This window comes from Sorangium sp. So ce394, from assembly GCF_051474665.1.
In the GTDB taxonomy this organism is placed as follows: domain Bacteria; phylum Myxococcota_A; class Polyangia; order Polyangiales; family Polyangiaceae; genus Sorangium; species Sorangium cellulosum_D.
On record NZ_CP150339.1, the window covers coordinates 11,000,334 to 11,023,524 of the forward strand.

The window sequence follows — 23,191 nt, forward strand, 5'->3', positions numbered from 1 at the left end:
CGCCCTCGGCTCAGGGCGCGACCTTGATGCCGAGCACGAGCACGCCGCCCTGATGCTGCTGACCCGCCACGAAGAAATTCTCGCCCGCCTTGGCGTTCACCTCGAGCAGCGGCAGGAACGTGTTGCCGCCTGGCTTCTGGATGCTCGCGCTGACGACGAAGCGCTTCGGCTCGTCCTGCTTCTTCGCGGCCACGACGTCCTTCAGCGACACCATGAGGACGCTGCCGTTCGGCAGCTTCGTCGTGGTCGGCTTGCCCTTCTGCAGGCTGATCTTCAGCCGATCGAGGAGCTTGTAGCTGTTGTACGCCGAGAACGGCGGCTTCCCGAGCTCGGGCATCTTGCCGATCTTCGGATCGATGCCGGACCCGTCGTTCGTCGCGTGGAGGACCACGACCTCGGTCGTGATCGCGGCGTCGGACGGCGCCGCCGGGGCGGGCGCCGGCGCCTTGCCTTGCGCGACGGCGGGGGAAGGGCTCACGCCGAGCGCCAGGACCATGATCGCGGTGATCGCACTCGCAAGAAATCTCATCACTGTCCTCCCGGACCCTCATCGGAGAGCCAAACCACCGTGGTCGTCGGGCCTGAGGCCGCGGCCTCCCGCGGAACGTAGAAGATGGACCCCATGCGCGCCCCGAAGTCGACCGCGGCGACCTCGACGCCCGGCTCGATCTCGCCCTCGGCGCTCGGCGCGGCGACGGGCTCGTGCGTCGGTGCGGCGGGCGGCGGGGCGAGCTCTGCGGAGGACGCCGGCGCGGTCAGCGCCGCGCTGGGCGCCTCCACGTCGGTCCGACCCCAGACCATCATCGCGGCGGCCGCGGCCACGGCGAGCGCCGTCAGCGCGAAGATCCCGCGCGCGTTGTCGTTGGCCGGCGATCCCTGGAGCTGCGCCCGCGCGCGCGGCGGAGCGGCCGGCGGCGACGCCGCGAGCGGCAGCACCGCAGCGCCTCCGTTGGCCTTCGCGGCCGCCCCCTGCCCTTCGAGGATCTTCGCCATGACCCCGTCGGCGATGCCGTCGGCCGCGCTGGAGGCGAGCGCGCTGTCCCGGATCATGTCGGCTGCGGTGACGAGCCCCGCGACCTTCGCTCGGCAGCGCGGGTCGTGGAGCACATACTCCTCCACCTGCCGATGGCGCGCCTCATCGAGCTCACCGTCGACATAGAGCATCAGCTCCAGATCCGTCGGCGGGGCGCTCGCATCCCCGTGATTCGCCTTGCTGCTGTTGGCGGTGCTCACGCGATCTCCTCCGGGTCCTCTGCGGCTCCCTTGCCCTCTTCCTCCGCGTAGCAGTCAGCGAGGGCGCGCTGAAGCTTCTGACGGGCGTGGAACAGGCGGCTCATGATCGTCCCCTTCGAGACCCCCATCGCCTGCGCCATCTCCTCGTAGGACATCCCCTCGACCTCCCGCATCAGGATCACGCCTCGGTGGTAAGGCGGCAGCGCGTCGAGCGCGGCCTGGATGCGCCCGGCGATCTCCCGACGGCGGACGACGTTGAGGGGGTCGGCGCCGTCGATCCGGGCGACGAGCGGGAAGTCGGACTGCTCTTCAGCCGCCTGGTTTTCCTGGAGCTCGAGGTCGCGGCGCCCCGGCTTGCGCATGAGGTCGATCGCCAGGTTGGTGACGATCCGGTAAAGCCAAGTAAAAAACGAGGAGCCGCCCTGAAAGGAGCCGAGCCCCTTGTAGACGCGGAGAAACGCGTCCTGCACGAGCTCGCGCGCGTCGTTCTCGTCGCGGACGAGCCCCATCGCGATCGCGAACGCCCGGCGCTGGTGCCGTTCCACGAGCGAGCGGAACGCCGCCTGGTCCCCCTTCTGCGCCCGCTCGATGAGCTCACGATCTTCCTCCGCTTCCCGCCGTCGTGCCTCGCGATTGGACGCACGGGCGGAAGCGCTATTCAGGCGCGCGTGGAGCTGCTCCGCTCGGCGGTGGTCGCCCCCCGCGGGCAGGTCGTCACCCGCCATGTCGCCCGGCGCGTCGCCGGGAGGGCCGGGAGGTGCGACCGGCTCGAGCTCGTCCGGGGAGGAAGGTAGAGAGGCCACGGGGTCAGCTTACCTGAGGAGGCTGGGGGGCAAGGAACGTCGCGCGGCGGATGCCCCGGCCGGGCGCGCGGTGGCCGGCGGGCGTGCCGGGCACAAGGTCGTTACGCTCCGCGTTGCCCCGCTCACGGCTCATCGGTCTCCTCGTTGAGCTCGGGGAGCTCGCCAAGCGTGAGGCGCACATCGAAGACCCGCTCGAGCCGCGCGACGCGGAGCGTAACGACCTTGTTCACGCCGGCGATGCTCGCCATCCACCTGAGCTCGTTCGGGTCGGAAATCGGCTTTCCCTCGAAGCCGATGATCACGTCGTCCGGCGCGATGCCGGCCCGGTCCGCGGGCCCCCCCGCCACCACGGTCTTCACCCATGCCCCCTTTCGATCCGGCCGCTTGAGCCGCCCTGCCTCGATCGAGTTGAGGACATCGACGATCACCCCGACCTGGCTCCGGCGGATCTTCCCGTCGCGCAGCAGCATCGGCACGAGCTGCCGCACCATGTTGATCGGGATCGCGAACCCGATGTTGTTCGCGTTGGCGCGCACGGCCGCGTTGATGCCGACCACCTCGCCCTTGAGGTTCAGGAGCGGGCCGCCGGAGTTGCCCGGGTTGATGCTCGCGTCCGTCTGGAGGAAGTTGAAATAACCGCTCGGGTCGAGCCCCTTCACGTCGTCCCGGGTGCGGCCCTTGGCCGAGAGGATGCCCGCCGACACCGTGTGGGAGAGGCCGAAGGGGTTGCCGATCGCGACCACCCAGTCGCCGACCTCGATGGTGTCCGAGTCGCCAAGCGGCAGCGACGGGAGCCCCTTCTCCTCGACCTTCAGCACGGCGACGTCCGTGTGCTTGTCGCGGCCGACGACGGTCGCCTTGATGTCGCGTCCGTCGACGAAGCTCACGAGGATGTCCGTCGCGCCCTCGATGACGTGGTTGTTCGTCAGCAGGAAGCCCTCGGGGTCGTAGACGAAGGCCGTCCCGAGCCCCTCGGCGACCGTGCGGCGGCGGCCGCCCGGGTGCTGCTGCCGCTCGACGCGGGCCTTGACCGTGGCGACCGCTGGGTCGGCCCTGCGCGCGAGCGGCGCGAAGGAGCCGGGCATGCCCTCGGACCGGACGATCGGAGGAGCCGGCATAGGAGGAGACGGGGGGAGGCTGACCACCGGCACGGCGCCCGGAGGGACGGCGGAGCTGCTCGCGCCGGAAGAGTGGCCGGGAGATGCCTTGTTGCACGCGGCGACCAGCCAGGCGAGGAGGACCCACGAAAGAGCCCTGGCGCCGGCGGTCACGAGCGTTTCGAGACCTCGAGGTAGCGCATCCGCAGATCGTAGAGCGCCTGCTCGAGCAGGCGCTCCTCGTCACCCGTGAGGTTCCCCTTGGTCTTCTCCTGGAGCAGGGAGAGCAGATCGATGTCCTGATGCGCGAGGACCAGGTTCTGCTCTTCCCTGCCGTCAGGGCTGGGTGCGTCGCCCAGGTGCACGTACGCGGAGCCGATGATCGACAGCACGAACGTCGAGAAGTCGAGCGTCGGCAGCTCCGGGGGGCCCCCGGCCGGAGGGAGATCCTCCTGCTCCTTCGCGTCGCTCACTCGGACCCTTCGTCGTCGAGCTCAGGCTCGACCCGCGGCGCGTGCGCTGCCCCGCCGAGCGCCGGCTGATCGACCGCGATCGTCTCGGCCTGCTCTTCTGCATCCGGCAAGCTCGCGAGGTGCGCCTCGATGGTCGCAGCGCTGAGCGTACCGCTCGCCAGGAGGCGCTCGCGCACCCGGCGATCGAGCTGCAGCTCCGTCAGCTTGCCCTTCTCACCTACGGTCATGATGTGATCTCCTCGGACAACCCGCCCGTTTGCGGCGGGCTTAGGACGACTTCTTCGAGAGCGTCACGAGCGCCTCTCCATGGCCGTGCTCGTGAGGATGGCCGTGCTCGTGGTCATGATCGTGATCGTGATCGTGACCGCAGCAGCCCCCGCTCTCGGACTCCTCGATGCGCTCCTCCAGCTCGGCTTGAGCCTGCGCGATCTCCTCCTCGCTGGCGGCGCGCACATCGCTGACCTGGACCTGGAAGCGCACCTTCTGGCCTGCCAGCGGGTGGTTCGTGTCGACCCGGAAGCCGTCGGGGAGGATGTCGACCACGCGGAGCGCGACCGGCTCGCCGTCCGGCCCCTGGGCGACGAACTCGTCGCCGACCTCGACCTCGCCCGCGTCGGGGAAATCGGCCTTGTCGACCTCGAAGATGCCGGAGTCCTCGCGCTCGCCGAACGCCTCTGCTGGCTCGACGGTGATCTCGCGCTGCTCGCCGGCGCGCAGGCCCTCCAGGGCGCGCTCCAGGCCAGGCACGATCTGGGCGTATCCGTGCACGTAGATGAGCGGCTCCGCGGTCGACGCCTGGTCCACCGCCTCGCCGTTTTCGTTGAACAGGACGTAGGACAGCGTGACGACCGTGTCCGTTGCGATGGGCAGCGACTCCATAGGCGGCGGATGGTTTGCCATGGCGGTTCCGCGGTTTCAAGCGAGCCGCGCCTGCGCAGCGGCATGCTATGAGGACGTCCGATGGCCGATTCCATGGCTCGGGCGACCGGTCGCGACCCTCTCGACGCGTCGGCCCCTGCGACGCAGGCCACCCCGGAAACGGAGCGCGTCCACCCCGGCGAGGCGCAGCCGGGCGGGGCACGACCGGCCTCGGCAGCGCCTCCCCCGCGCGGCGGCGCGTCGGCCCAGGGCCCGCGCGCGGGTGGACCGCCTCCCGGTCGCGGACGGGAGAGCCTCGAGCAGGAGCTCTCGAAGGTGGGGACGAAGCGCTGGCTCGGGCGGCTCGGCGTTCTGGCGATCATCGCCGCGCTCGTCGCGGGGATCGTCGTGTGGAGGATCCGGACGAGGCCGCCGCCGCCGCCGCGCTACGTCACGGGCGACATCACGACGGGCGACGTGATCGAGCTGGTGCAGTCGACGGGGCAGGTCAAGCCGCTCACCGAGGTGCAGGTCGGCGCGCAGGTCTCGGGGCGAATCACCAAGGTTTACGTGGACTTCAACAGCATCGTGAAGGCCGGCGACGTGCTGGCCGAGATCGATCCGACGCTCTTCGGGGCGCAGATCGACTCCAACCAGGCGCAGCTCGAGGCGGCCAACGCGAGCGTCGTGCGCTCCGAAGCCTCGCTGGGGACCGCCAAGCAGCGGCTCGAGCGCGCGAAGAAGATGGTCGCGGAGGGGGTGGGCTCGCAGGCCGATCTCGATACGGCGCAGGGCGCCTACGACGTGGCGCTCGCCGACCTCGCGGCCGCGAAGGCGCAGGTGGCGCAGCTCAGGGCGGTGCTCCGCTCCTCCACGACGAACCTCCAGTACACGCGCATCTTCTCGCCCATCGACGGCGTCGTCATCAGCCGCGCGATCGATCCCGGGCAGACCGTGGCGGCGAGCTTCCAGGCGCCCACGCTCTTCGTGATCGCCCAGGATCTGCGCAAGATGCGCGTGCTCGCCGACATCGACGAGGCGGACGTGGGGCGGCTCCGCGAGGGCATCGAGGCGGACGTCAGCGTCGACGCCTTTCCGGGCGAGACGTTCCGGGGGACGGTGAGCCAGGTGCGTTACAGCCCGCTCAACCAGTCCGGCGTCGTGACGTACGCGGCGGTCGTCGAGGTCGACAACCCGGACGTCAAGCTGCGGCCGGGCATGACGGCCACGGTGAGCATCCGGTCCGCCGAGGCCAAGGGGGCGCGGCGGCTGCCGAACGCGGCGCTCCGGTTCAAGCCGGCCCCGGAGCGGGACAAGGACGGCAAGGAGATCAAGGCGCCGCCCCTCGAGCCGCTCCCGCCGAAGAAGGGCCGCGTCTACGTGCTGACCGACGCCACGCCGGGCGCGGAGAAGATCGAGCCCCGCGTCGTCGACGTCGGGATCACCGACGGCATCTTCACCGCGCTGCTCACCGATCTCGGGCCGGTCAAGGTCGTCATCGACGAGAACGACGGTCCATCCACGGGCGGCAGGGGGCGCGGCCCCCGGCTGTTCTGAGGCGCCGATGCTGCCCCAGAGCCAGGCCGTCGCCGCGGTGCTCCGAGACGAGCCGCTCATCGAGCTCTCGAGCGTCGGCAAGGACTACACGACCGAGGCGGTCGTCGTGCGGGCGCTCCGCCACGTCGATCTGACCATCCAGCACGGCGACTTCGTCGCCATCGTCGGGCAGAGCGGCTCGGGCAAGAGCACCCTGATGAACATCATCGGGTGCCTCGATCGGCCGACCCGGGGCACGTACCGGCTGGACGGGCTCGACGTGACCCGGCGCAGCAACGACGCGCGCGCGATCGTGAGGAACCGCCTCATCGGGTTCGTCTTCCAGGGCTTCAACCTGCTGCCGCGCACCACGGCGCTCGAGAACGTGGAGCTGCCGCTCGTCTACCGGGGCGTCGGCGCGGCGGAGCGGCGCACGCGCGCGCTGGAGGCGCTCAGCGCGGTGGGGCTGGCCGAGCGCCTGCACCACACGCCGAACCAGCTCTCGGGTGGCCAGCAGCAGCGCGTCGCCATCGCGCGAGCGCTCGTCACCTCCCCGCCGCTGCTCCTCGCCGACGAGCCCACGGGCAACCTCGACACCCGCACAAGCTACGAGGTGCTCGGGCTCCTGCAGCGGCTCAACCTGGAAGGGATCACCATCGTCCTCGTGACCCACGAGCCGGACATCGCCGCCTGCGCGAGCCGCGTGATCACGATGCGCGACGGCGAGGTCCGCAGCGATCTCAGGAACGAGCGCCCCGTCGACGCGGCGGTGGCCCTGGCCGCGCTGCCGCCCTCCGGGGCGGAGCTCGACGAGCAGGCGCCGTGAGGGGCTACCTTGCCGCCGTCCGGATCGCCCTGCGCGCCATCGTCCGCTCGAAGCTCCGCGCCGCGCTCACGGTGCTCGGCATCCTGATCGGGGTCGCGGCCGTGGTGATCGTGGTGGCGCTCGGGACGGGCGTACGCAACCGCGTCCTCGGCGAGATCTCGGGCCTGGGCGCGAGCTCGATCTACATCTTCCCGCAGTCGACGCAGGCCTCCGGGCTGAAGCGCCGCGAGAATGTGCGGATGTCGGAGGCCGACGGGCTCGCGATCGTGAAGGAGTCGACGAGCGTGGCCGCGCTGAGCCCGTTCAGCTCCACGTCGATGCAGATCGTGGCCGGAGAGGCCAACGTCGCGACCCAGGTCATGGGCGTGACGCGGAGCTACCTCACGATCCTCTCCTACCGCGTCGCCAAGGGCGACGGCTGGACCGAGTCGGACGAGCAGCTCAAGACGAAGGTCTGCGTGATCGGCGAGACCGTCCGGGAGAACCTGTTCGGCTCCGGCGAGGCCGTGGGGCAGTACATCCGGATCGGCAAGCACCCGTTCCGGGTCATCGGGGTGCTCGAGAAGAAGGGGCAATCGCCGTTCGGCGAGGACCAGGACGACCGGCTGCTCATGCCGATCGGCAGCTTCCGGTCGCGCGTCGTGCCGAGCGCGCCGGGCAGGGTGCAGATGCTCGTCGCGGCCGCGACCAGCGAGCTGACCGTCGATCGCGCGGTGGACCAGATCGACAGGATCCTCCGGCAGCGCCACGAGATCGACCCCGAGGACGAGCCGGATTTCGTGATCCGTACGCAGGCGGAGTTCCGGGCGTCGCAAGAGCGGATCCTGGACACCCTGACGATGCTCCTGTCGTCGATCGCCGCGGTGTCGCTCCTCGTCGGCGGGATCGGCGTCATGAACATCATGCTCGTCAGCGTCACCGAGCGGACGCGCGAGATCGGCATCCGCATGGCGATCGGCGCCTCCGAGGGCGACATCCTGGTCCAGTTCCTGGTCGAGGCGATCACCCTGTCGCTGATCGGCGGCGTGATGGGGCTCGGCGCGGGGCTCGTCGTCATCCAGCTCTTCGCCGCGGCGCTCGGCTGGAGCATGACGCTGCCGGCCAGCGCGGTCGTCGTCGCGGTGGGGACGAGCGCGACGATCGGGATCGTCTTCGGGTTCTTCCCGGCGCGCCGCGCCGCGCGCCAGGACCCGATCACCGCGCTGAGGCACGAGTGAGGTCGACGCTCACCCGCGTCCTGTCGGCGATCGTGATCGCGATGCGCGCCGTCCGCCGGAACAAGCTCCGCGCGGGGCTCACGATCCTGGGGATCACGATCGGCGTCGCGGCCGTGGTCACGGTCACCGCGCTGGCGAGCGGCGCGCGCGCCAACGTGAACGCGCAGATCTCGAACCTCGGCTCCAACTCGCTCATCGTCTTCGCGCGCTCCGCGCGCGCCTCGGGCGTCCGCAGCACCACCGGCGCCCGGCTCTCGGAGCTCGACGGCCAGGCGCTCGTGCGCGAGTCGACGAGCATCCGGATCGCGGCGCCGTTCCTCAGGTCGAGCGCCCAGGTCATCTACGAAGGCCAGAACGCGAGCCCGACGCTCGTCGGCACCCGCCTCAACTACTTCGAGATCCGGAGCTGGAAGGTGGCGCGGGGAGAGCCGTGGAGCCCCGCCTCGGAGAACCTCTCCGAGAAGGTCGTCGTCATCGGCGCCCAGACCGCGCGCGACCTGTTCGGGTCGCTCGATCCGGTCGGCCGGATGGTGCGGATCGGCCGCCACACCTACCGCGTGCTCGGGGTCCTGGAGGAGAAGGGGGCGTCGCCCTTCGGGCAGAGCCAGGACGACATCGTGCTGATGCCCATCACCACGATGCGATCGCACGTCGTCGCCACGCGGCCCGGAGAAGTGCACGCGATCCTCCTGAGCTCGACGTCCGCGGAGACGTCGGAGCGTGCCAAGCAGCAGGCCGAGGCGATCCTCCGCCAGCGGCACCGCATCGACGAGGGCGAGGAGGACGACTTCGCCGTCCGGAGCCAGGCGGAGTTCCAGGCCATGCAGGACGCGATCTTCGCGGCGCTCTCGGCGCTGCTCGTGAGCATCGCGGCGGTGTCGCTCGTCGTCGGCGGCATCGGCGTCATGAACATCATGCTGGTGTCGGTCACCGAGCGCACCCGCGAGATCGGCATCCGGATGGCCATCGGCGCCCGGGAGATCGACATCCTGCTGCAGTTCCTGCTCGAGGCGCTCGTGCTCGCCACGCTGGGCGGCATCGTCGGCAGCGCGCTCGGGTACGGCGTCATCCTCGGGTTCTCGAGCGCCCTCGACTGGCCGATGAGGCTCGAGCCGACGGCGCTCGGCGTCGCGCTCGGGGTGAGCACGGCGATCGGGATCGTCTTCGGGTTCTTCCCGGCGCGACGGGCCGCGCGCATGGATCCCGTGAACGCGCTCGGGCGCGAGTAGCGCGAACCCCCGCGCATCCCCGCAGCGACCGGAGGGTGGCGGGGGCGCGGCCGCGCAGGCGGCGCGCGCCTCCCGGGATCAGCTCTTCTTCATGAGGTCGGCGAAGGTGCCGAACTTGGCCTCGCGCGCGACGCCCGCGCGGTACTGCTGGTACGCCTGCTTCTCGGCGTCTTCCTTGAGGGCGCGGATCGACAGCTTGGCCTCTCCCCGGCGCGGATCCACCTCGATGACCTTCGCGTCGAACTGGGTCCCGATGGGGAACTCCTTGCGCAGGTCGGTGCCGCGCTGCGTGCCGGTGTGACCGGCCGGGATGAAGCCGCGGGCCGCTCGCCCCGTCGTGCCGAGCACCCGGACGACGAGCCCCCCTTCGGTCACCTGCGTGACGGCCACCTTCACCGCCCTGCCCTGCTGCACGCGCTGGCGCGGCTCGCTCTCCTCGCCCTCGGGCGGGGCGGGGTGGAGACCGATTCGCCGGCCCGCCGGGTCGCAGCTCGCGACGACCACGTCGACATCGTCGCCGACCGTCACCACCTCGCTCGGGTGCTGGATCGGCTTCATCGAGAGGTCGGCCGTGTGGATGAGCCCATCGATGCCCGGCTCGAGCTCGACGAACGCACCGAACGGCTGCAAGCGGGCGATCTTCCCCTTGTGGCGCGAGCCGACCGCGTACTTGTCCTTCACCGCGTCCCAAGGATCGACGGTGGCGGCCTTGCGGCTCAGCCAGAGCTTGCCCTTGTCGTCGACGCGCAGGACCTTCACGTCGATCTCCGCGCCCGGCTTGAACAGGTCGGCCAGCTTGGCGCCGCGGTCGTGGCTCGCCTCGCTCATGTGGACCAGCCCCTCGACGCCGCCGGCGTCGGGGAGCGCGACGAACACGCCCCACGCGACGACCTTGCGCACCACGCCCTTGTGCAGCGAGCCGGGCTCGATCGACGTGAGCGCCTCGGTGCGCGCCCTCCGGGTCTCCTCCTCGAGCATCTTGCGGCGGGACACGACGATGTCGCGCCCCTTCTTCGCGAACTGCGTCACGATGAAATCGAGCCGCTGCCCCACGAGGTAGTTGAGGTCGGCGCCGTGGCGCAGATCGACGTGCGACGCCGGCGCGAAGGCGCGGAGGCCGCCGAGGTCGACCTCGAGCCCGCCCTTCACCGCCCCGGTCACGAACCCTTCGATCGGCTCGCCGCTCTGGAGCGCGGCCTCGGCGCGCGCCCGCGCCTGATCGAGCTGCACCGGTGCCCTCGACAGGAGCAGCATGCCCCCGCGCACGCCGGTGCTCGCCACCGTCGCGATGAACTGATCGCCATCGACGGGCGGCTCTTCATCGAGGATCTCGCGACGGTCGAAGAGCCCCGTGGCCTTCCCGGCGATGTCGATCCAGATGGCGTGGTCAGTGATCTTGCTGACCTTGCCGAACACCTCCTCGCCGATGCTGAAGGCGGGGCGCTCGCGCGGCGGCGGCGCTCCCTGCCCCTTGCGCCGCTTGCGCTTCTCGCCGCCGGGCTGGGGCTGCCCCCCCGCCTCGTCGGCCGCCTGCTCCTCCTCGCCTTCCTCATCGCCGGCATCGGCCGCCTCGGCGTCGCTGGCCTCGGCGTCGCTGGCCTCGGCGTCGCTGGCCTCGGCCGCCTCGGCCGCCTCGGCGCCCGGCGGACCGGCCTCCTCCGCGCCCTTGCGGCGGCGGCGGCGGCGGCGCTTCTTTCCAGCGCCCCCCTCCGCCAGTGCGGCCGCGCCCGCTTCTCCCGCCGGCGCGGGCTTCGCGCCTTGCGCGGGTTTCGCGCCTTGCGCGGGTTTCGCGCCTTGCGCGGGCTTCCCGCCCTGCGCGGGCTTCCCGCCCGCCGGAGCGCCCCGCCTGCCCTGGCCCTGGGGGGCCCCCGGCTTGCGGTTGCCGATATCATCCCGCGGCAGGCCGGGGACGCGGTTGCCGATGTCGTCGCCGGGCTGCTCTTCCCAGTCGTCGTCGTCGGCAGCGCTCGCCTGGGCGGCGGGTGCCGCCGCGGCCGGTGCTGCCTCGGGCTGGGTCGAGCTCGCCTGCGGCGAGGTTTCTCCGCCGGACGCGCCGCTCGCCTCGGACGGGGTGGTGGACCCCGCTTCATGAGCCTGGGTTGCTTGCTCGGACGCCGCGTTCGACGCCTCGAGCGTGCCGCCCTGGTCGGCCGGAGCTTCCGGCGCGTCCGCCGGCGTGGTGGTATTTTCGTGGGTATTCATCCGCGCCTCGCGCGACAACGCATGCCGATGGGGGCGAAACGTGCTCGCGTTCTCTCCAGCGGCCCCCTCGGTTCAATTGGGGGGAAGGGGCCGGAACCATAACGTACCCGGGACGTTTACGCGAGAGCCTACCGCATGATGGGCAGGTGCTTGTTCGTCCCCCCGCTCCGGTCGATGCGCAGGCCACCCCCGCTCGCGAGGTTGTGGGCGCTGATCTGGCCGGCCAGCCGCTCCGCCACATCCAGGAACGCGCGCGCGATCGGGCTGGCCGGGGCGGCCTGAACGACCGGCGTGCCGGCGTCGCCCCACTCCCGGATGGCGGGGTCCATCGGGATCTGGCCGAGCAGCGGCGCCTCGGCGAACTCGGCGATCTTCTGCCCGCCGCCGGCCCCGAAGAGCTCGTGCCGCTTGCTGCACCCGTCGCACACGAAGTAGCTCTCGTTCTCGACCACGCCGAGCAGGGCGATCCCGACCTTCTGGGCCATGGAAACCGATTTGTACACGTCCTGGAGGGCCACCTCCTGCGGCGTCGTCACGACGATCGCGCCCGTGGTCCTCATTTTCTGGGAGATCGTCAGCGCGATGTCACCGGTCCCGGGCGGCAGATCCAGCACCAAGTAATCGAGCTCACCCCACTCCACATCGCGCATGAACTGGAGCAGCGCGTTCTGAAGCATCGGGCCGCGCCAGACGACGGCTGACCTCGGATCCTCCAGGAGGAAGCCGATCGACATGAGCTTCACGCCGAAGCGCTCGAGCGGCAGGAATTTCTGGCCGTCGGCGGAGGTCGGGCGGCCCATCACGCCGAGCATGGTCGGGACGCTCGGCCCGTACATGTCCGCGTCGAGCAGGCCGACCTTGGCCCCCTCGCGGCTCAGCGCCAGCGTCAGGTTGGCGGCGACCGTGCTCTTGCCGACGCCGCCCTTGCCGCTCATCACGAGGACGATGTTGCGCACGCCCGGCGACGGGTCGTCCGGGAGGATGGTGCGCTGCGGGACGGCGACGTCCCACGCGATCCGGACGTCCTTCGCGCCGGCGCCCTTCAGCGCCGCCTCGATCTCCGCGGCGAGCCGCTGCTTGAAGTGGCTGGTCAGCTCGACCGTGAGCGAGACGGCCTCGCCCTCGATCGAGAGCTCCCGGACGCGCCCGAGGTCTGTGAGCGGGCGCTGGAGATCCGGCGCGATGACCTTTGCCAGCGCGGCGAGCGCGGCATCCTTCGTGATGGGCATGGGGCGAAGGAGTTAGGACCGCTCCGGATTCCCGTCAACCGGCGAGCGCGCCACGCTCGCGGCCGTTCGATTTCGCCTCGCCTTCGCCTCGCCTTCACCTGGCCGGGCGGCCTGGCCGGGCGGCGCACCGGCCGCCCCGCGCCCGGCCGGCCGGCCCCGTCACCAGCAGGAGGTGACCACGGACTGCGGGTCGCTCGGGTCGAGCCGGCGCGACGGCAGGTAGCACCGCGAGTCCACGCACTCCCCGCTCCCGTTCGCCTCGATGCACACGCACGCGCCGGAGAGCCCGCTGGGCGACTTCGGGCAGACCTCGGCCGCGTTCTCCTCGGTGCACCGGATGGGGAGCGCCGCGTCGAGGCACGCCCGCTGGCCGCGCAGCGTGGTGGTGCACTCCATCGTGGAGTCCGCGTCGCCGCAGTCGGTGTCGTTGCGGCACGGATGGCAGAAGCCGCCGGGATCGCCGACGCAGCGGTCGAACCGCGGCTTGCACACGTCGCCGTCGCACCTGTAGTCGAGGTCGCAGTCGGAGTCCTCGCTGCACGACCTGGCGCACCGGCTCTCGCCGCCGATCGTGACGCAGCGCTGCCCCAGGACGAGCGAGCAGTCGACATCGGAGCTGCACGGCGCGCACTGCGTGCGCTTGACGCACGTCTTTCGCAACAGGCAGAGCGAGCCCTCCTCGTAGGTGTTGCCTTCGCCGAACGTGGAGGGGTCGATGCACTCCTCGTCGGTCTCGCCGCAGAAGCTGCTATTCCCCTTGTCGGTGCCGCAGATCGCGTGAGGATCGCGGGTCACGGCGCACTCGAAGCCGCCGGGGCAGTCGGCGTCGCTCTCGCAATGCGGCTGCGTGCAGTACGCCTCGGCGTCGCCCTCTCCCTTGCCGAGGCACTCCAGGCCGAGCGAAGAGCACTGGTCGGGAGCGCAGGTCGGGATGAAACAGTAGCTGCCGTCGCTGCACTTGCCGGCGGTGCAGGCGGGGTTGTCGCCGCACGCCGCGGCGTCGCGCTGGCACTCGCCGGGATTGCCGTTGCACTGCATCGGGTTGCACGGTGTGTCGTCGGGGCAGCGCCCGAAGTGCCCGCATTCGAAACCGAACGGACACGGCGCCCCAAAGCCCACCATTTTCCCGTTCGGCCTACAAACGGAAATCTTGGCTTCCGTGTCGTCTTCCACGGCGGGCACACAGTCCTGGAGACCCGGGGCGCACTCGAGGTGGCTGCTGCACTCGAGCACGCAGCGGTTTCCGACGCAGGTGTTGCCCGCCAGGCAGAGCTCCGGCCTGCACTTGCCCTCACAGACGCCGTTGACGACGACGCCTCCGAAGCATTCGTCCCGCGGCGCGTCCGACGACGAGCAGGCGCCGCTCGCGAGGGCCGCCCCGCTCGCCAGCAAGCCCAGCATCAGGAAGGCGTGGATACGACGGAGACGGGGCCGACGGGCGCTGTGAGAGGCGACAACCTGCTGCATAGGACCTCAGCGCGGGAAACACCCGCGGATCGGGGCAGGCACGGCGGGCCTGGCCGGAGATTGCGGAAACGAGCCCCCGAGCGAAGCGGCGGCGACAAGGTTGCCCTTGACGCCCCCCGTGCCGCCCAGAAGAATGAGCACTCCTACACCATACTTCAGGCGGTGGCATCATGCGAATGGACGCAGTTCTCGTTTGGATGGGCCTTGGCGTCGTCGCAGCCCTAGGGCTCGTCGGCTGCGGGGGAGAAGAGGATCCCATCCCGGCTCCTCCTTTTCCTGAAGGGACGGGTCAGCCTGCGGCCAACGCTGCTCAATATCCGGCTGGGCCGTATGGGATCAGCCCCGGCCGGGTGATCGCGAATTATCAGTTCGTCGGGTACGCCAACGCCGCCGAACACAAAGATACGATGCAGCCGATTCAGCTCGCCGACTTCTACAACCCGACCGGGGAGGAGGTCTTTCCCGAGGGCTCGCCCTATGGCGCTGGCGAGCCGAAGCCGAAGGTGCTGCTGATCGACGTCTCGTCCGTGTGGTGCGGCCCCTGCAAGATCGAGGCGGAGTCCGTCCTGCCCAGGCTGTACGAGAAGTATCAACCGCTCGGCGGCGAGTTCCTAGTCCAGCTCGCCGACGGGAGGAACCCGGGTGAGCCCGCGGTGCCGCGCGACCTGTACCGCTGGACGACCACGTACGACGTGCAGTACCCGTCGGCGATCGACCCTTCGTACAAGCTCGGCGCGCTCTTCCAGGCCGATGCGTTCCCGGCGAACATGCTGGTCAGGACGAAGGACATGACCATCATCGAGGTCGTCTCCGGCGTGCCCGCGGAGGACAGCAGTTTCTGGCGGAAATTCGAGAAGATCATGAACGGCGAGCTCTGAAAGAACCGCCGCGCGGGCGCGCCGCCGAGCCACCGTTCGGCGCGCCCGCGGGAGAACCTGTCAGGGCGCCGCTCGCGGCGTCCGCAACGTTGAGACCTCAAGCCGGTCGGCCGCTCAGGCCGGCCCTCCGCGACGGAAGCCCTCGATGAACCGAATTACCCGCTGCGCGCTCTCGCTGGCGTTCACTGTCCTCGGCCTCGCGACCGCCTCGTGCGGCGCCGCCTCCGGAGGCCCGGCGGCGAGCCCTGCGCCGGACTTCTCGCTCCCCGCCCTGGACGGCAAGACCGTCAGGCTCTCGGATTATGCCGGCAAGAGCGTCGTATTGATCGACTTCTGGTCGACCACCTGCGATCCGTGCTTGGCGGAGATGCCCCACATCGTCGAGCTCTACAAGAAGCACAAGGACAAGGGGTTCGTCGTGCTCGCCGTTTCCCTCGATGGGCCGGAGTCCCGCGCGCAGGTGAGCAGCACGGCGCACGACAGAGAGATGATTTTCCCCGTGCTCCTCGACGAGGAGACGACCGTTGCCGCCAAGTACAACCCGAAGCGCGAGCTCCCGTTCTCCGTGCTCATCGGCCGAGACGGCTCGATTCTTCACAAGCGCGGCGGCTACCAGCCCGGCGACGAGGCGCTGCTCGCCGAGCATGTCGAGAAGGCGCTCGGTCAGCCGTAGGCGCGGAGGGCTCGCGCTCGGCGCCGCGCCGGGCTCCACGGGCGGTGGGTCCGTGGTAGGAAATCGAGGTGCGCTCCCTGCTCCACGCCGCCGTCGCCGGTCTGCCCGCGGCGTCCCTCCTCCTCGCCGCCGGCTCCGCGGCGGCGGTCGATTTCCAGGACGTCGGCGGCCAGCCGATGGCCGTCGACATCGTGAACACCGCGGCCGCGGTGTACCACTTCGACAACCGGAACGACGATCCTCGCTACGCGTCGCGCTACCTCGACGACCGCTACGGCGAGATCCTCGACCGGCTGGACGCGCAGATCAGCTGGTGGCGTCTTCAGCTCGGCGCCCGGATCGATGCCGCCTTCTATGTCGGCACGCCGTCGGCGACCAGCTTCGACCTGCTGGAGAAGATCCGGGACGAGGAGGTCTTGTTCGAGGTCAACGACGCCAGGCGGGAGCTCCACTCGCGGTACCGGAACACGGTCTATCCGTCGAAGCTCTGGATAACCTACACGCAGCCAGGCATCGAGGCGACGGTAGGTGATTTTTACGCCCAGCTCGGGCGCGGCCTGGTCTTCAGCGTGCGCAAGATGGACGAGCTCGCCATCGACACGACGGTCCGAGGTGGCAGGCTCGCGCTCGAGCACGATTTCACGGTGCTCCGGCTCAAGGCCACGGCCTTCGCTGGGCAGCTGAACCCGCTGCGCATCGACAGCGCGAGCGGCAGGCGGCTGCACGGCTCCGGGTCCCCCCTCTTCTTCGGGTTCCCCGACGCGGACAGCGCAGGCGACCTGCGCACGTACGAGTCGACCGTGGACCCGCAGGGGAATCCGCGCCCGGTCACGCATGTCGCGGAGGCGCAGCCGAGCTACGTCGAGGACACCGTGCTCGGCGGAAGCCTGGAGGTGGCGGCGAAGGGCGTGCAGCTCGCCGCGAACGGAGCGCTCCTCCGCGGCGAGATCGGCACGTTCAGCGGTTCGATCGGCGTTCCCTCGATCGCGGAGCACGGCGACGTGTACGTCGAGGTGGCCGGCCAGCCGGGCCGAACGGAAGAGGGCCAGCGCGTCCGGCCGGGCTACGCGATCTACGCGGCGGCGAACGCCCGCAGCGGGCCGGTCGCCGTGTCGCTCGAGGGGAAGCACTATCGCCGCTTCGCGCCGCTCTTGGCCAACATCGATGTCGACCCGCTGAACCCTGGCTTCAGCGCGCCCGAGTACAAGGGCCTCGCGTACAACCAACCTCCCACGGCGGAGCCCGTCTACGTGGAGCCGATCGGCGCGCCGAACGTCTGCGTGACGGGCGGGCGCGGGCGGGTCGACTACCGCTTCGACCGGAGCCTGGCCGTGTACGCCTGGGTCGGTCATTACGTGAGCTTCACGGAGAAGGCGAGCGACGGCTGCATCGAAGACGACGCGAACCGCACCGACACGTGGGACGTCGCGGCGGGCACCGAGCTCCACTTCGACCGCAGCCGCTCGCACGTGCGCGCGTGGGCCGGAGCTCGACAATCCGACGAGGCCGAGCCGGAGCGCGCCTTCTACAGCGAGGGCTACGTCCGTTACGACATCGTGAAGCACCTCGCTGGCGCGTTCTCTGTCCAGGTGCAGGGCAACAGCCGCCGCCGCTACAGGCCGGAGAATTTCGAGTCGTCCTGGGTCGAAGGGGACAACTACCTCGCGCTCCAGTGGTCGCCCCACCTGGCAGCAATTTTCGGCTACGAGTACACGTCTCAACCTGGTTGCGCGCCCGGCAAGGACGGCGAGCTCTGCCACTTCTTCAGCGGGGGCCTGCAATGGAAATCCGGCTCGAGGAGGACGGTGCTCGATCAGATCGTCGACACGGCGCAGCTCTTCGTCGGCCAGCGGCGCGGGGGCCTGCGCTGCGTCTCCGGCGTGTGCCGGACCTTCCCGCCGTTCGAGGGCGCGCGGCTCGAGCTCGTCTCGAGGTTCTGAGCGGACGAGCGCGCCGCGCGCGGCCACCGGCGGCGGTCAGGACGCGCCGAGGATCGCGCAGGCCACCGCGCTCCTGACCCGGGGATCGGCGTCGGCGACCAGCGGGGCAGCGCGCGGGATCTCGCCGAGATCGACCAGGCCGACGCCGGCCGCCTCGCGGACCGGGATCTCCCGGGACTGGAGATCGCGCTCCAGGAGCGGCACGACGGACCTGACGCCCGCGCGGGCGAGGACGCCCCGCGCGAGCACCGCGCGGGTCGACGTGCCCGTGGCGAGCTTCGTCAGCCACGCGGTCGCGGCGGTGCGCTCGCGCGCTGCGATGAGGTGCGGCGGGGCATCGACGTGGCGGGCGTGGACGGCGAAGGCGACCGCGTCATCCGGATCGGCCCGCGCCTCGAGGAGCGCGGCTCGCACCGCGGCATCCTCGAGCGGCGCGGAGAGGATGGCGTAGACGCGGTCCCTCGTCTGGCTGGTGCGGATCGCGCTGATAAGGACGGCGACGGCTTCCCCGGCGCCGTCGCCGCCGGCGCGGACCAGCCCGCGCGCGGCGGCGATCGCGGGCGCGCCGCGCTGGGTGGAGATCGCCCAGAGGAGCTGCGCGCGCCCGCCGGCGTCGATCGCGCGCGGCGCCGCCCACGCCTCGGCGATCGCTTCACGCCCGGGTTCATCCGAGAGGGTCCAGAGATCGCGCAACGCCAGCACGACCTCTCGACCGCCGAGCGCACCGGCGGCGCGGATCGCGAGCGTCCGCGCGAGCGGGTACGGGTCGAGCCGCGCCGCTTCGAGCAGCGCGCCTCGGTCGCTCGGGTCCGCCGCCGCGATCGCGGCGCGGAGCGCCGAGACGCGCACCTCCTGATCGCCGTCGAGCATCCGCGCGCGCCGCGCCGCGCCGTCCTCGGCGGCGACGAAGGCCCGCGCCTCCAGCGCGCGGAGCGCCGCGTTCTTGTCAGGGGACCTCCCGGCCGCCGCGTCGTTTGCGTACAGCTTCGCGCGCTCTGGCTCGGTGAGCCCTGCCTCGAGGAGGATCATCGCTGCGGCTGTCGCGACCGCGTCCGAGCCCGCGGCGCGCTCGGCGAGCGCGTCCTCCAGCGGGCGCGCGCAGGTCCGGAGCTCGCGCAGGAGATCGATCCCGGACGGCGGCGTCGCGCGCGCGATCTCCCCCTCCGCGACCGCGCGGGCGATCGCGCGCGCGTCGTCGCTGTCGAGCGCGCCGCGGCGCAGCTCGTCGTGGAGCGCGCGGCGCAGCTCGTCGAACCTGCCCGCCTCGGCCGCGCGCATCGAGGCCGAGCTCGCGCAGCCGACGACCGCGGCGAGCGAGAGGAGGCCGGCGAGGATCGACCTAGGGAGCGCGCGGTGCATGAGGCGACTCTTACCGCGCCGAAGTTCGCGCTCGAAGCCCCTTCGGCTCGACCACCCGGGGAATCCGTTCTATACGGCGCTCACGCCCCGGCACCATGCGTATCGACGTCATCGTCAACACCACAGCGCGCCGGTACCGGGCGAAGCCCTCGCTCATTGACCGCATGTCGGCCGCCTGCGCTGGCGCTGCGGAGCTCCATCCGACCTCGAGCGTCGCGGAGCTCGCGGAGGTCTGCGACCGGATCGCGCGGCGTGGCACGGATCTGGTCGCGCTCTCCGGCGGAGACGGCAGCTTCATGGCGGGCGTCACGGCGCTCGCCCGCGCCTTCGGCGAGCGCTCCTTGCCGCCCCTCGTCCTCCTGCCTGGCGGGACCGTGGCGACCGTCGCGCGCAACTGGGGCATGACGGGCGATCCGGCCGTGCTCCTCGAGCGGCTCATCCACGAAGCTCGCGGCCTTCGCAGCGGCGCCGCCCTCCCCGGGGTTGTCCGTCGGCCCACCTTGCGCGCGCGAGCGACGACGCGCGGCGGTGGCGTCGAGGAGCGCATCGGCTTCATCTTCGGCACCGGGCTCGTGGCCAGCTTCTTCGACGTCTACTACGAGCGCGGAGGAGACGGATACGGCGCCGCCGCGCGCATCGTGTCGCGGGTGTTCATCGAGTCGTTCTACGGCGGCTCCTATGCGCGGCGCGTGCTCGAACCGCTGCCCTGCACGATCGAGGTGGAGGGGCGGCGGCTCGCCCCGCGCGCCTGGTCGCTCGTCTGCTCGTCGGTGGTGCGCGATCTCGGCATCCACATGCGGGTCACCTACCGGGCCGGTGAGGATCTCGAGCGCCCGCACCTCGTCGCCAGCGCGCTACCCCCCCGGGAGCTGGGTCCGCGCGCCCCGCTCGTCCTTGCGGGCCGGCGCATCGGCGGTCGGGATCACTTCGACGATCTCGTCCGCGATTTCACGGTCCGGTTCGACGGCGCGCCAGCGCCCGGCGACGGCCCCTACATCCTCGACGGAGATCCCCTCCGGGCGAGCGAGGTCCGGATCTCGGCCGGGCCGGCCATCGACGTCCTGACCCCGCGTCCCTGAGCCCGTGCGCTCGCCGGCGACGAGCGCCCCGTCTGCCGGGTGCCGGGTGCCGGGTGCCGGGCGGCGCGTTGCGTGACGGAATCATGACCGGTGTCGTGAACCCCAGTGACGGGCGTGCTCGATGCTCCATGCACCTTGGAAACCATCACGCAAGCCCCTGCATCGAGCCCTACACGAGTCGTCGTACCGAAGCCTGGCCCGAGCTCCGGTCAGGTCTTCAACGTGCTGGGGATCGTTGCGATCCACGTGGGCACCGTGGTCGCCATCGTCCGAGGCGCCACGTGGAAGCTCGCGGCGCTCGCTGCGGCGACGTACTTCGTCCGGATGTTCGCGATCACGGCGGTCTACCACCGGTACTTCTCGCACCGGAGCTACAAGACGAGCCGTGGCCTCCAGTTCCTGCTCGCGCTGCTCGGGACCACGGCGACGCAGAAGGGCCCGCTGTGGTGGGGGGGCACGCACCGCGTCCACCACAAGTACTCGGACACCGAGCGCGACGTTCACAGCCCGCTCCGTCGCGGGTTCTGGTACGCGCACATCGGCTGGTGGCTCGGCCGCGAGCACGAGGAGCTCGACCTGAAGCGGATCCCTGACTTCGCGGGCTTCCCTGAGCTCCGCTGGCTGGATCGTTACCACGTGGTCGGGCCGCTCGGCATGATGGCGCTGCTCTTCGCGCTGGGCGGTTACGACGCTTTCCTGTGGGGCTACGTCGTGTCGACGTGCGCCCTCATGCACGGCACGTTCACGATCAACTCGCTCGCGCACGTGTTCGGCTCGCGGCGCTACGCGACGACCGACACGAGCCGCAACAACTTCTGGCTCGCGCTGGTCACGCTCGGCGAGGGCTGGCACAACAACCACCACCACTACATGAGCAGCGCCAACCAGGGCTTCTTCTGGTGGGAGGTCGACGTCAGCTTCTACATCCTGCGCGGGATGGAGAAGCTCGGCTTGATCTGGGACCTCAGGACGGCGCCGGCGCACGTGCTGCAGCGGAACCTGATCAAGGAGGTCGGCGAGCGCTCGCCGCTCCTCGCCCCTCAGGCCGCGCCGGTCGAGCCGCTCGACGCTCCGCCGCTGGGCCGGCCGAGCCTCGGCGACGTCTGATCGCCCGCGCCGCTCGGCATCGGACCTCTCCCGGTCGGAGGCTTCTGGTCAGCCTTCGCCGGGAGCGCTCGCGGCAGCCCGCTCGATGAACAGCGCCGTCCCCGCGCATTTGCGGAGGCGCGGCGGCCGGAGATCCATCGCGGCTCTCCGGCGTGGGACGCGAGCTAATTCACCGACGAGGCAGCCTGCTGGCTGTGAGCGGTGGCGGAGTCGCCAGGCTTCGGCTTCTCGGCCTTGCTGCGCTCGCGCTGGCGCTCCAGACCGGCGCGGACGAAGCGAGCGAAGAGCGGGTGCGCGCTGTGGGGGCGGCTCTTGAACTCCGGGTGGAACTGACAGCCCACGAAGTACGGGTGCTCGCGCAGCTCGATCATCTCGACGAGCCGCTGATCGGGCGACGTTCCGGAGAGCACGAGCCCCTTCTGCACCATCGCCTCGCGGTACTTGTTGGCCACCTCGTAGCGGTGCCGGTGCCGCTCGCTGATGCTCGTCTGCCCGTACGCCTCCGCGGCGACCGAGCCCTTGTCCAGCACGCACGGGTACGCGCCGAGGCGCATCGTCCCGCCCTTCTCGACGACCCCCTTCTGGTCGGGCATCAGATCGATCACCGGGTAGGGGGCGTTCCGATCGAACTCCACGGAGTTCGCTCCCGCCATGCCGCAGACGTGCCGCGCGAACTCGACGACCGCGAGCTGCATGCCGAGGCAGATCCCGAAGAACGGGATCTTCTCCTCGCGCGCGAACCGGATGGCCTCGATCTTCCCCTCGGTCCCACGATCTCCAAAGCCGCCGGGCACGAGGATCGCGTCGAGGTTCGACAGCACCTCGGGCGCGCCGCGCGCCTCGATCTGCTCGGAGTCGATGTACTCGAGCTCGACCCGCACGTCGTTGTGGAGCCCGCCGTGGACGAGCGCCTCGTGGAGCGACTTGTAGGAGTCGCGCAGGTGCACGTACTTACCGACGACGCCGATCTTCACGATGCCGCGAGACGGCTTCTTGAACCGCTCGACGATGCGTTGCCAGGACGACAGGTCCGGCTGCCTCGCCCAGATGTTGAGCAGCTCCGTGATCTTCTCGTCGATCCCCTCGGCGTGGAGGACCAGCGGGAGCTCGTAGATGCAGTCGACGTCGACGGCCGCGATCACGCAGTCGACGGCGACGTTCGAGAAGAGGGAGATCTTCTCCTTCATGCTGCGCGGGAGCGGCCGATCGCAGCGGCAGAGCAGGATGTCCGGCTGGATGCCGATCTCGCGCATCTCCTTGACCGAGTGCTGGGTGGGCTTCGTCTTCAGCTCGCCCGCCGTCGCGATGAACGGCACGAGCGTGACGTGCACCGAGATGGCGTTCTGCGCGCCCGACTCCACCTTGAGCTGGCGGATCGCCTCGATGAACGGGAGCGACTCGATGTCGCCCACCGTGCCGCCGACCTCCACGATCGCCACGTCGGCCCCATCCGCCGCGGAGCGGATGCGGAGCTTGATCTCGTCCGTGACGTGCGGGATCACCTGCACCGTCGCCCCGAGGTACTCGCCGCGGCGCTCTTTGGAGATGACCGCCTCGTAGACGCGGCCCGTGGTGAAGTTGTTCTGCCTCGTCATCCGGGCGAGCGTGAAGCGCTCGTAGTGCCCCAGATCGAGGTCGGTCTCTGCGCCGTCGTCCGTGACGAAGACCTCGCCGTGCTGGTAGGGCGACATCGTGCCGGGATCGACATTGATGTACGGGTCCAGCTTGAGGTGGGTGACCTTCAACCCACGGGACTCCATCAGCGCCCCGATCGAGGCCGCAGCCAGTCCCTTGCCGATCGACGATACGACTCCGCCTGTGACGAAGACGAATTTGGTCCGCTTGCTCATGACCCATCGCTCCGCTGCGCCGTGTGCGCGCCTGTAACCAGTTCCTCGGCGGCGCTCAAAGGTGAGCGACGCGAGGTTCGGCTGTCCACGGCAAATACCTTGCCCGGCTTACAAGCCGCACGGCCCCGTCAACAG

At 70.7% G+C, this 23,191-nt stretch carries 21 protein-coding genes; 9 read left to right on the forward strand and 12 right to left on the reverse strand.

Annotation, left to right across the window (positions count from 1 at the left end):
• Nucleotides 1-10 precede the first annotated feature (10 nt).
• The 7 genes from WMF33_RS40580 to WMF33_RS40610 all read right to left on the reverse strand — a co-directional run bounded on the left by WMF33_RS40580 (nt 11) and on the right by WMF33_RS40610 (nt 4,485).
• Complete coding sequence (locus tag WMF33_RS40580) at nt 11-529, reverse strand: hypothetical protein (RefSeq protein WP_437333630.1); 519 nt, start codon at nt 527-529, stop codon at nt 11-13.
• Nucleotides 529-1,233, reverse strand: coding sequence for an anti-sigma factor family protein (locus tag WMF33_RS40585; RefSeq protein WP_437333631.1), 705 nt, complete (start codon nt 1,231-1,233; stop codon nt 529-531). The genes WMF33_RS40580 and WMF33_RS40585 overlap by 1 nt, the downstream gene beginning before the upstream one ends.
• Nucleotides 1,230-2,036, reverse strand: a complete 807-nt coding sequence (locus WMF33_RS40590; RefSeq protein ID WP_437333632.1) for a sigma-70 family RNA polymerase sigma factor — start codon at nt 2,034-2,036, stop codon at nt 1,230-1,232. The genes WMF33_RS40585 and WMF33_RS40590 overlap by 4 nt, the downstream gene beginning before the upstream one ends.
• A gap of 122 nt (nt 2,037-2,158) precedes the next feature.
• Nucleotides 2,159-3,121 carry a S1C family serine protease gene (locus WMF33_RS40595; protein ID WP_437333633.1) on the reverse strand — a complete coding sequence of 321 codons (963 nt, stop codon included), beginning with the start codon at nt 3,119-3,121 and terminating at the stop codon, nt 2,159-2,161.
• Nucleotides 3,122-3,303: 182 nt separating this feature from the next.
• On the reverse strand, nt 3,304-3,606 hold the full coding sequence (locus tag WMF33_RS40600; RefSeq protein WP_061628276.1) for a DUF1844 domain-containing protein: 303 nt from the start codon (nt 3,604-3,606) through the stop codon (nt 3,304-3,306).
• Nucleotides 3,603-3,833 (reverse strand): hypothetical protein, encoded by a 231-nt coding sequence (locus WMF33_RS40605; RefSeq protein WP_020740286.1) that lies wholly within the window; start codon nt 3,831-3,833, stop codon nt 3,603-3,605. The genes WMF33_RS40600 and WMF33_RS40605 overlap by 4 nt, the downstream gene beginning before the upstream one ends.
• Before the next feature lie 40 nt (nt 3,834-3,873).
• Nucleotides 3,874-4,485 carry an FKBP-type peptidyl-prolyl cis-trans isomerase gene (locus tag WMF33_RS40610; RefSeq protein ID WP_437333634.1) on the reverse strand — a complete coding sequence of 204 codons (612 nt, stop codon included), beginning with the start codon at nt 4,483-4,485 and terminating at the stop codon, nt 3,874-3,876.
• A gap of 315 nt (nt 4,486-4,800) precedes the next feature.
• Here WMF33_RS40610 and WMF33_RS40615 point away from each other — a divergent pair, with 315 nt between their 5' ends.
• From WMF33_RS40615 to WMF33_RS40630, 4 genes are read left to right on the forward strand one after another with little or no spacing between them, the layout of a single operon-like run.
• Nucleotides 4,801-6,021 carry an efflux RND transporter periplasmic adaptor subunit gene (locus WMF33_RS40615; RefSeq protein WP_437333635.1) on the forward strand — a complete coding sequence of 407 codons (1,221 nt, stop codon included), beginning with the start codon at nt 4,801-4,803 and terminating at the stop codon, nt 6,019-6,021.
• A 7-nt stretch (nt 6,022-6,028) separates the two neighbouring features.
• Nucleotides 6,029-6,826, forward strand: coding sequence for an ABC transporter ATP-binding protein (locus WMF33_RS40620; RefSeq protein ID WP_437333636.1), 798 nt, complete (start codon nt 6,029-6,031; stop codon nt 6,824-6,826).
• Nucleotides 6,823-8,043, forward strand: coding sequence for an ABC transporter permease (locus WMF33_RS40625; protein ID WP_437333637.1), 1,221 nt, complete (start codon nt 6,823-6,825; stop codon nt 8,041-8,043). The genes WMF33_RS40620 and WMF33_RS40625 overlap by 4 nt, the downstream gene beginning before the upstream one ends.
• Nucleotides 8,040-9,272: an ABC transporter permease gene (locus WMF33_RS40630; RefSeq protein ID WP_437333638.1), complete on the forward strand. Its 1,233-nt coding sequence runs from the start codon at nt 8,040-8,042 to the stop codon at nt 9,270-9,272. The genes WMF33_RS40625 and WMF33_RS40630 overlap by 4 nt, the downstream gene beginning before the upstream one ends.
• A gap of 78 nt (nt 9,273-9,350) precedes the next feature.
• Here WMF33_RS40630 and WMF33_RS40635 read toward each other — a convergent pair whose 3' ends face one another.
• The 3 genes from WMF33_RS40635 to WMF33_RS40645 all read right to left on the reverse strand — a co-directional run bounded on the left by WMF33_RS40635 (nt 9,351) and on the right by WMF33_RS40645 (nt 14,104).
• Entirely contained in the window at nt 9,351-11,474 is a 2,124-nt protein-coding gene (locus WMF33_RS40635) for a S1 RNA-binding domain-containing protein (protein ID WP_437333639.1), read from the reverse strand.
• Between the two features lie 128 nt (nt 11,475-11,602).
• Nucleotides 11,603-12,703 carry a P-loop NTPase gene (locus WMF33_RS40640; RefSeq protein ID WP_437333640.1) on the reverse strand — a complete coding sequence of 367 codons (1,101 nt, stop codon included), beginning with the start codon at nt 12,701-12,703 and terminating at the stop codon, nt 11,603-11,605.
• A 159-nt stretch (nt 12,704-12,862) separates the two neighbouring features.
• Complete coding sequence (locus WMF33_RS40645) at nt 12,863-14,104, reverse strand: hypothetical protein (RefSeq protein WP_437333641.1); 1,242 nt, start codon at nt 14,102-14,104, stop codon at nt 12,863-12,865.
• A 473-nt stretch (nt 14,105-14,577) separates the two neighbouring features.
• On the opposite strand from WMF33_RS40645, the gene WMF33_RS40650 reads away from it, so the two are divergent.
• The 3 genes from WMF33_RS40650 to WMF33_RS40660 all read left to right on the forward strand — a co-directional run bounded on the left by WMF33_RS40650 (nt 14,578) and on the right by WMF33_RS40660 (nt 17,661).
• Nucleotides 14,578-15,048 (forward strand): TlpA family protein disulfide reductase, encoded by a 471-nt coding sequence (locus tag WMF33_RS40650; RefSeq protein ID WP_437333642.1) that lies wholly within the window; start codon nt 14,578-14,580, stop codon nt 15,046-15,048.
• Nucleotides 15,049-15,193: 145 nt separating this feature from the next.
• Complete coding sequence (locus tag WMF33_RS40655; RefSeq protein WP_061628283.1) at nt 15,194-15,721, forward strand: peroxiredoxin family protein; 528 nt, start codon at nt 15,194-15,196, stop codon at nt 15,719-15,721.
• A 68-nt stretch (nt 15,722-15,789) separates the two neighbouring features.
• Nucleotides 15,790-17,661: a hypothetical protein gene (locus WMF33_RS40660; RefSeq protein WP_437333643.1), complete on the forward strand. Its 1,872-nt coding sequence runs from the start codon at nt 15,790-15,792 to the stop codon at nt 17,659-17,661.
• Nucleotides 17,662-17,697: 36 nt separating this feature from the next.
• On the opposite strand, the gene WMF33_RS40665 is transcribed toward WMF33_RS40660, so the two are convergent.
• Complete coding sequence (locus tag WMF33_RS40665; RefSeq protein WP_437333644.1) at nt 17,698-19,020, reverse strand: hypothetical protein; 1,323 nt, start codon at nt 19,018-19,020, stop codon at nt 17,698-17,700.
• A 95-nt stretch (nt 19,021-19,115) separates the two neighbouring features.
• Between WMF33_RS40665 and WMF33_RS40670 the strand changes: the two genes are divergently transcribed.
• Both WMF33_RS40670 and WMF33_RS40675 read left to right on the forward strand, forming a co-directional pair.
• The gene (locus tag WMF33_RS40670) at nt 19,116-20,099 is read left to right on the forward strand and encodes a diacylglycerol/lipid kinase family protein (RefSeq protein WP_061628286.1); all 984 of its coding nucleotides are present in this window, start codon (nt 19,116-19,118) and stop codon (nt 20,097-20,099) included.
• A gap of 222 nt (nt 20,100-20,321) precedes the next feature.
• The gene (locus tag WMF33_RS40675) at nt 20,322-21,206 is read left to right on the forward strand and encodes an acyl-CoA desaturase (RefSeq protein ID WP_437333645.1); all 885 of its coding nucleotides are present in this window, start codon (nt 20,322-20,324) and stop codon (nt 21,204-21,206) included.
• Nucleotides 21,207-21,370: 164 nt separating this feature from the next.
• Here WMF33_RS40675 and WMF33_RS40680 read toward each other — a convergent pair whose 3' ends face one another.
• Nucleotides 21,371-23,056 (reverse strand): CTP synthase, encoded by a 1,686-nt coding sequence (locus WMF33_RS40680; protein WP_437333646.1) that lies wholly within the window; start codon nt 23,054-23,056, stop codon nt 21,371-21,373.
• Nucleotides 23,057-23,191 lie beyond the last annotated feature (135 nt).